1 protein-coding gene is annotated in these 627 nt (G+C 68.6%); it reads left to right on the top strand.

Translation table 11 applies throughout. The features are described from left to right. Positions 1-255 precede the first annotated feature (255 nt). The gene (locus DMH01_RS42590; protein WP_125685106.1) at positions 256-582 is read left to right on the top strand and encodes a PadR family transcriptional regulator; all 327 of its coding nucleotides are present in this window, start codon (positions 256-258) and stop codon (positions 580-582) included. Positions 583-627: the final 45 nt, after the last annotated feature.

Genomic DNA, 627 nt, shown 5'->3' on the forward strand with positions numbered 1-627 from the left:
TGGAGCGTCAGGTCAACGGCGACCTCGCCGTGACCTGGGGCGTCGGTGGCACGCACAACAGCAAGGAGACGAAGGGCACCATCGAGCTCGTCGTCGTCAGCCCGAACGCCGCCTCGTCGGGCGTCGCCAACTACTCGGCGACCTGCCCGGCTCCGGCCGCCGCCTAGGCTGATCATGTGACCGGGCGGCACCCTTACGGGAGCCGCCCGGTTCTCTTGTTGCCACTACTGTGCATTGCACAGTACTCTGCTTCGCGTGGATAGCAGCCAGTTGCTCAAGGGCGTGCTCGACCTGGCCGTCCTGGCCGTGCTCGACGCGCGCGACGGCTACGGCTACGACGTCGTGCGCAGGCTCACGGAGGCGGGCCTGGAAGAGGTGGGCGACGCCTCCGTCTACGGCACGCTGCGCCGCCTGTTCAAGGCCGGCGCGCTCAACTCCTACGTCGTGACCTCACACGAGGGCCCTCACCGCAAGTACTACGGCCTCAACGAGGTCGGCCGCACCATGTACGCCGCCTCCGCCAAGCGGTGGACCTCGTTCGCGGCCACCATGGATTCCCTGCTCAAGGAGGGGCACGCATGACCACGCCGGAACAGTACGCGCAGGCCGTCCGCGACGCCCTGGCGG

Origin of the sequence: Amycolatopsis sp. WAC 04182, from assembly GCF_003947465.1 — a bacterium.
In the GTDB taxonomy this organism is placed as follows: domain Bacteria; phylum Actinomycetota; class Actinomycetes; order Mycobacteriales; family Pseudonocardiaceae; genus Amycolatopsis.